The 7,357-nt window shown below is 35.7% G+C and carries 5 protein-coding genes; all 5 read right to left on the minus strand.

The features are described from left to right. Positions 1-279 precede the first annotated feature (279 nt). On the minus strand, positions 280-1,584 hold the full coding sequence (locus tag IHO40_RS00980; protein WP_225536335.1) for a hypothetical protein: 1,305 nt from the start codon (positions 1,582-1,584) through the stop codon (positions 280-282). 630 nt (positions 1,585-2,214) lie between these two features. Continuing rightward, a complete protein-coding gene (gene rplI / locus IHO40_RS00985; protein WP_225536336.1) occupies positions 2,215-2,709 on the minus strand; it encodes a 50S ribosomal protein L9 in 495 nt (164 codons plus the stop codon). Positions 2,710-2,716: 7 nt separating this feature from the next. Then, positions 2,717-2,992, minus strand: a complete 276-nt coding sequence (gene rpsR / locus IHO40_RS00990) for a 30S ribosomal protein S18 (protein WP_225536337.1) — start codon at positions 2,990-2,992, stop codon at positions 2,717-2,719. Then, positions 2,992-3,774, minus strand: a complete 783-nt coding sequence (gene rpsF / locus IHO40_RS05965; RefSeq protein WP_225536338.1) for a 30S ribosomal protein S6 — start codon at positions 3,772-3,774, stop codon at positions 2,992-2,994. Before rpsF ends, rpsR begins: the two co-directional genes overlap by 1 nt. 48 nt (positions 3,775-3,822) lie before the next feature. Beyond that, on the minus strand, positions 3,823-7,158 hold the full coding sequence (gene dnaE / locus IHO40_RS01000) for a DNA polymerase III subunit alpha (protein WP_225536339.1): 3,336 nt from the start codon (positions 7,156-7,158) through the stop codon (positions 3,823-3,825). Positions 7,159-7,357 lie beyond the last annotated feature (199 nt).

A 7,357-nucleotide genomic window follows, 5' to 3' on the forward strand; every position in this document is an offset into this window, starting at 1 on the left:
CAATCTAGTCAACAGTACCACTCCTTGCTTATTATAGCTTTACGGCTTTAATTTTAATATACAATCCAGTTTTCTTCGCAAATTCATCAAAAACACTCATTATTTAGCGTAAAACCTATGCTTATTAAACCCAATGCGTTTCTAGATTCTAGTGTCGGGACACCGGAATAACATCATCCTTTATCATATAAATGACCCATAGGATGTTACAATTTATCAGGACGGTTCTATTGTCTTGTCATCTTTTCGTATTGATCTCACATGGTCCTACTTTTCATATCATCTAACCTTCAATGGTGCTTTCCCTACTGATTGACCCTTTGTAACTTTCACATTATCAAACCCGCTTGGTGGTTGAGCATTATTTACAGAGCTTCGCTGGGGTTCACGCTCAGCACTAGCACCAGACTTTCTATCATCATTAGTTTCTGATGGAACTTGAAATTGATCAACTTTAGGAAAATTTTCAGGATTAGGAGGCAACCCTACATCAGCTCCTCTTCGAGGACTTTTAGCATTACTACCTACATCCATTTTTTCTGATTTACTCTCATCAGTTTCAAACCATCTTCTATGTTCTGTCCGAACTTTTTGCCACTTTGGAACTTCTGTTAAACGCTCAGCTAAATTTGGTTTTTGTGCTGGTTGTGTTGCTCCCTTATTTTCTTTCACTTTTGGTTTTGATATCCCACTATTCTCCTTATTCGTATCATCTTTGTACACAGAACACACCAAATTTTTCAGGAAATCTAATAAAAGATCGCGCTCTAGTTTGGATAGAGTGATTAGCCTTGCAACACCAGATGAAAAATCAAAGATGGAAACTGGAACAATAACTGTAGGCTTTTCTTTTGCACCCACCTTTATTGCCAAGTCTTCACGAACTTCTTTAGTTTCTTTTGATGATGTTTTTTCTGCTTTTTCGGTTGCTCTTTTTTCTTCTTTGGTTGTTTCCATTGAAGCTGTGAGTTCAACTGAAAAGCACTCTGCCAAGGTTGTAAGAACCCAACCTGCTAGGAACGTTTGCAAACGAAGTTTCAAATCTCGCAATGCCTCTAATCGTCCACATACTCTTGCAAACTCTTCTTCCAATAATTTACCGCCGTTTAATTTTGCTTCTAGCTCTTTTATTTCATTTTCCAGCCTTTGATCCCAAGATAGATTTGAGTTAAAAATTGCCCTGACCAATTTCTTGAGTTTATCGCGTAAAAACTTCATTATGGAAATTAGCAAGTGCTCCTTCTCTTCCTTTTCCTTAATCGCTTTATAGGTTTTAAAATCTAGATCCAAACCAAAGTAGTCGAAAAATTGTTTGAAAAAATGGTAAAAGTTTTTCTGCAATTTGCCACTATCAGTGAAACAATCCTCATTTTCTTCAACAAGTTGCAGTATATTATCAACTTGCTCACAAGCTTTACTTTCAAGCTCTGCCCTTCTGAGAAAGTCTCTACGGAACATTTCTTCCGCAGCAGCCCTTAGTTCGCTCAGCTTTTCTTGTTGTAAAATCTCCTCTGTTCTGATTTTTCCGAGGTAGATTGAGCTATCGCTTGAACTACCGCTGTCTTTTGGAAAGTCTTTCACCATTTTTGCTCCTTTAATACTTAATTAGTTCAATTTTACAGTACCAAATATTTAATAAGTCTAAATCGTAAAGTTGTCAATAAACTTTTATAAAGTTTTATGTTATGTATATTATATCATACACTGTACAACCTTTCAATAATACCTTCCCTATTTATTTCGAGATTTTTAACCTGTTTTAACATCTGTTTTCTTAAATTCATCCTTGTGAACACTGATTTTCTCTCAGCTATTGCTTTTCTTTTTCTGCGTTAAGTATTTGATATTATACTTATTATAGCCTGCTATGGAATATTATACAAACACATTTTTCTTGCTACAAAACCTACCCGCGAAACCTTGTCCAGAATGGCTTTTGGCCGACACTTTTAACAAAAAATTTACTGACTGATTCATTATTTTATAGCTTGATCAATGGCCATATTGTTTAAGTCTTTAGTAATAAGCGTTCCAGAATTAATATAAATTTATTCGAGAAAAGATAAGCCCAAATAGCATCTCAAGCAACTTCAGGTGTCAGCTACTTTGGATGACATCTTAGGGATCTGAATGACAAAAAAAGGCTACTCGGATGACAAGAAAGGGGTTACTTATCGTTTATATCTTCTTGCATGTAGTCCGACTCTCTTGTTGTTATGATTTTTGGCTTTGTAATTTTACCTGTCTTAATTCATGTGTATCTGTCTCTGATCTCACAACATGAACAGTGATTGGTATTACTACTTCGCTGTGAAGTTCTATATCCACTTGATACTCACCTAGATTTCTTATTTTTACTCCATTAAAGAATATTTTACGGTGATCAATTTCACACTCTTGCAACAAAGATTTCGCAATTTCTCTTGTTGTTACAGAACCAAAAATTTTGCCATCCTCAGAAGCTTGCTTTACCAACACCACAAACTTATCAGTAAGAGACGCTGCTAGCTCTTTTGCTAAATTCAATTTTCTTATATTCTCTTCCTCTAAAAAGAAACGCTGCTCCTCTAGTTCTGCTATACTCTCCTTAGTAGCTTTAACCGCCTTCTTTTGTGGAAAAAGAAAATTGCGTGCATAGCCAGGCTTTACCTTTACAATTTCGCCTAACCTACCAAGAGTCCTTATATTTTCCTTTAAAATTACTAACATAAATTACCTAAACTTTTTTGGTACAGTAAGGAATACGAGATAAAAAACGTGCCCTTATGATTTCTAAACGCAATTTCCTCTGCTTTTTTGCACACACACCTGTTAATCTTCTAGGTAATATTCTACCATAGTCAGAGATATATTTGGATAATAAATCCGTATTCTTATAATCTACTTCCTCATCTCCCAGCGCAGCAAGAGGACAAACTTTAGAACGCCTAAACCCAGTTCTGTTATTTACAGATACATAGGAATCATTAAAATTACCTCGTCTTTTTGTCATTATGCGCTCTGCTCCTCAACTTGTTTATCCATCATATGAGATTTACCTTCAAAAAATTTATTAACCCGGACAGACAAGTGGCGAATGATATTTTCGTTAAGCTTTACTCTACGCACAAATTCATCCATAATACTTGAAGTAGAGCTTACGCACATTATACAATAATGACCACTCTTCATCTTGTTTATCGGATACGCAAAGTCTAATAGACCGCAATATTCATACTTTATCAATCCTGAAGCTTCAACATTTCCTAAAAGCGTCTCTAACGCTTTACTCAATTGATTGGAAACTGTGATTCCAAAACCTTGTAAAACCGCCTGAAAAAGCTTCATTAAATGCTCTGAAATATTTTCCTTTAAAGTATTTATTGTATTGCGAATAAATGCACTCTTAGCAATTTGCTTACCACACTCTGGAAGTTTTACGAAATCTTGTGTTATTCCTAACCCTTTTAGACTACTCTTCAATTCCTTATCAATTTTTGATTCTACTTCTTTCAAGTTTGAAAGATCTTTTTCCAACTCAGTCCATAAAACTTTTGCAAAACCTTCCAAAAAATTAGAATAATTAACTAAACTTTCTTGAATGTTTTTAACACGTACCTCTAACTCCTGTTTCGCGAGCTTATCATTTCCTTCTTTTAGAACGCTCTTGATTTGCTGAAGCATAATATCTGCTTTAATGTTCTTCAATAAAACACCTAGTTCCTGGACCATTTCTTCTACTTCTTGCTGTAATAGGCCCTGTTGTGCTATAAAAGTAAATTCATAAAGATTCACTATACTTTCCTTTAATACTGATTAAATGCTCCATTATATAAAGCTTTTTTATATAAGCAAGCTATTTGTATCAATTTCTATGCCTTTAATCCAACTTAAATTGGATATCTCACAAACAGCTTGAGGAGTGATTGAATATGCACCTGGTAACAAGATACTCACTTTATGTTTTTCAAGCAGAAGTTCCAGCATGATTTTGGTTCTACCTCCATCTTTCAGTACTGAACTTAATTCCATAGCAGCTGTTTGTGAATCAGCACATCCAGTTAACACTAACCCCTTTATTACAGAAGTGATTCTTTCTGTAAACTCAGATATATCTTTCCCTACCAATCTTGTCGTATTCTCCGAAGTCTCAAGATCAATTATAACAAACGTTCCTGACGAAAATAAATTTCTTTTCTCCTCTATTATTTCGTTATTATAGAATGCTATTTCAGAAACATTATGGGGATCAGAAAGCATGAGTATAACAAATCTTCCGCGCTCCGAAGTTCTCATACGTGCATTTAATATTACACCAGCAGTTTTTGTTGTCTTACTCTCTCCGATAAATCCAATATTTAACTTTCTCAAAAGGGCCCTAAATTTTTCAAGTGGGTGATTAGTTAAGTAAAATCCCAGCGAAAATAACTCATGCTCTAATTTTTCTTCTTCATTAAAGTCTTCTACATCCTCAAGTTTCGGCTTGAGAACATCAAGATTACCAAATAAAACAGCTTGATTCGATTCCTTATCCTGCCTATTTTTATTTGCAAAGTAAGTCAATGTGTCTATTGACTCATATAGCTGCTTTCTGTTTTGATGCACGTTATCACATGCTCCGGACTTAATTAGGCTTTCTAGTGCTCTTTTATTTATTATATGCCCCGAATTTTGAATGAATTCCCATATGTCCTTATAAGTGCTTAAACGTGTATTCACTATTCCTTCTGCTATAGAAAAACCAACATTACGCAAAGCAGCAATGCCGTAGCGTATGTGTTCACCCTCTATTGAAAATTCAGCTTTAGATTTGTTTATATCAGGCAAAAGAACAGAAACTCCAATAAATTTTGCAGCGTGATAAAATAAATTCAATTTGTCCCTGTCATCAATATTCAGATTCATCAAGGCTGTGAAAAATTCCAACGGATAGTTAGCCTTAAGGTAAGCTGTTTGGTAAGATATCACTGCATATGCGGCTGCGTGAGATTTATTAAATCCATAACCAGCAAATTTTGCAACAAGGTCAAAAATATAACTTGCCCTATCATAATCAACACTATTTTTCGTTGCTCCTTGGATGAAAAGTTCACGTTGTTTATCCATCTCTTCTTTGATTTTCTTACCCATAGCACGCCTCAGTAGATCTGCTTCAGCTAAACTATATCCAGAGAGAATACGCGCTATTTCCATCACCTGCTCTTGGTAGATTATTACTCCAAATGTTTCTTTTAATACCCCCTCGAGTAATGGATGAATATAATCTGGCTTTTCAAGCCCGTGCTTTCTTGCAACATAAGTTGGAATGTTATCCATTGGCCCTGGACGATAAAGAGAAATCAAAGCGATGATATCTTCAATACAGTCTGGTTTTAGTTTGATTAAAGCTTCTCTCATTCCTGAACTTTCAAGCTGGAACACTCCAATTGAATCACCTCTTGAGAGCATTTTATAGGTTCTCTGATCATCTAAAGGAACCGAGGAAATATCAATTTTTCTTTCATTATGATTAATTAAACGACATACATGATCTATCAGCGTAAGCGTACCAAGTCCGAGAAAATCAAACTTTATTAGTCCAGCTTTCTCCACATATTTCATGCTGTATTGAGTAATTGGTAGGGCTGAATTTGGATCATAATAAACAGGAACAAAATTTTCTAACTTTTGATCGCATATCACAATTCCAGCCGCATGAGTTGAAACGTGACGATATATCCCCTCAAGTTTAAGAGAGATACCAAGGAGTTTTGCAATTACTTCATCGCTATCCCTTTCTTTCTGCAGATTTTGATCAAGCTCTATCGCTTGTGATAAAGTTACAGGGTTTACCGGATTAAACGGAACCATCTTAGATATTTTATCCACCTGGGCGTAAGGCATCTGCAATACCCTTCCAACGTCGCGCAGTACAGCTTTTGCCTGTAATTTTCCAAAAGTAATTATTTGAGCAACATAACCATACTTCTTCCGAACATACTCAATAACTAAATCCCTCTTTTCCTGGCAAAAATCGATATCAAAGTCAGGCATTGATATACGATCAGGGTTTAAAAATCTTTCAAAGATTAGACCAAATTTTATCGGATCAAGATCCGTAATTTGCAACGCCCAAGCAACAATTGATCCAGCACCAGAACCTCTTCCTGGACCAACTGGAATGCCATTTGCTTTGCTCCAACGAATGAAATCAGAAACTATCAAAAAGTAGCCAGCATAGTTCATTGAAGTTATTACGCTTAGTTCGTAATTTAGCCGATCGTGGTATTGCTTAAGGTTTATGTTCGTTTCGTTTGCAATACGAAGTTCCAACCCCGCAATTGCCTGTTCCTTCAATTCTTCATTCTCAGTTTTATTCTCTCGACAAGGAAATTTAGGCAAAATAGGCTGCCTACTTTTTGGCATATAAGAGCATCTTCTGGCTACTACTGAGGTATTATGGATCGCTTCAGGGATATCTCTGAATAGCTCCTCCATTTCCGCCACAGATTTGAAATAATGCTCAGTAGTTAGCTTCCTTCTGTTATTCTCGAGAGCATAACTTCCTTCTGATATGCACGTTAATATATCATAAGCCTCATAGTCAGATCTGTTGGGAAAAAATACATCATTTGTTGCAACCAGCGGTATATCGTGCTGGTAAGCAAAGTCTATTAAAGCTTCTTCGAGCTCCAACTCTTTACTAAGCCCATGACGCTGCAATTCAACGTATAAATGACCATTGAATGCTGAGAGCAGTCTTTTTATCGTTTCTTTATCTTGCTTCAACAACAGTTGAGCCAATATACCATCATACCCACCGGTTAAGGCAATTAGGCCTGAACTTAAATTTAATAGCCAATCAAAATCAACGTAAGGAATATCGCTGCTATTTTTGCGCTTTCTAAAGGACTCACTCACCAAAGTGACCAAATTAGCGTACCCTCGCTCGTTTTTTGCAAGCAATAATATGGGTAGATTTTGTTCTGAGTGTTGAACTGTAATATTGCACCCTATTATTAGTTGTATTCCTCTACTTGCCGCATATTCTGCAAATTCGAGTGAGCCAAATAAATTACCTGAATCAGTTATCGCAACTGCTGGCATTTTATTCCGCAAACAAAGGCTACTCAGCTCCTCAATTTTAACCGAACTTTCAAGCAATGAATAAACACTGTGAACACGCAAGTGTATGAACATAAAAAAACTTCAGATCAGTAATAAAAGAATAGCATTAATTTACTCATGAGGAATAAAAACTTGTTTAAGAGTTCCGACATAAAAAAACTGCTTAGCAACTTTTGCCGTTACCCTTATCATAGTACTGAAGCTATTATTTATCTTTAGTCTATACAGATTAAACGACAAAAAACTCAATGTACTTGGTGTACTATTGTTT

Source organism: Wolbachia endosymbiont of Mansonella ozzardi (assembly GCF_020278625.1).
In the GTDB taxonomy this organism is placed as follows: Bacteria; Pseudomonadota; Alphaproteobacteria; order Rickettsiales; family Anaplasmataceae; genus Wolbachia.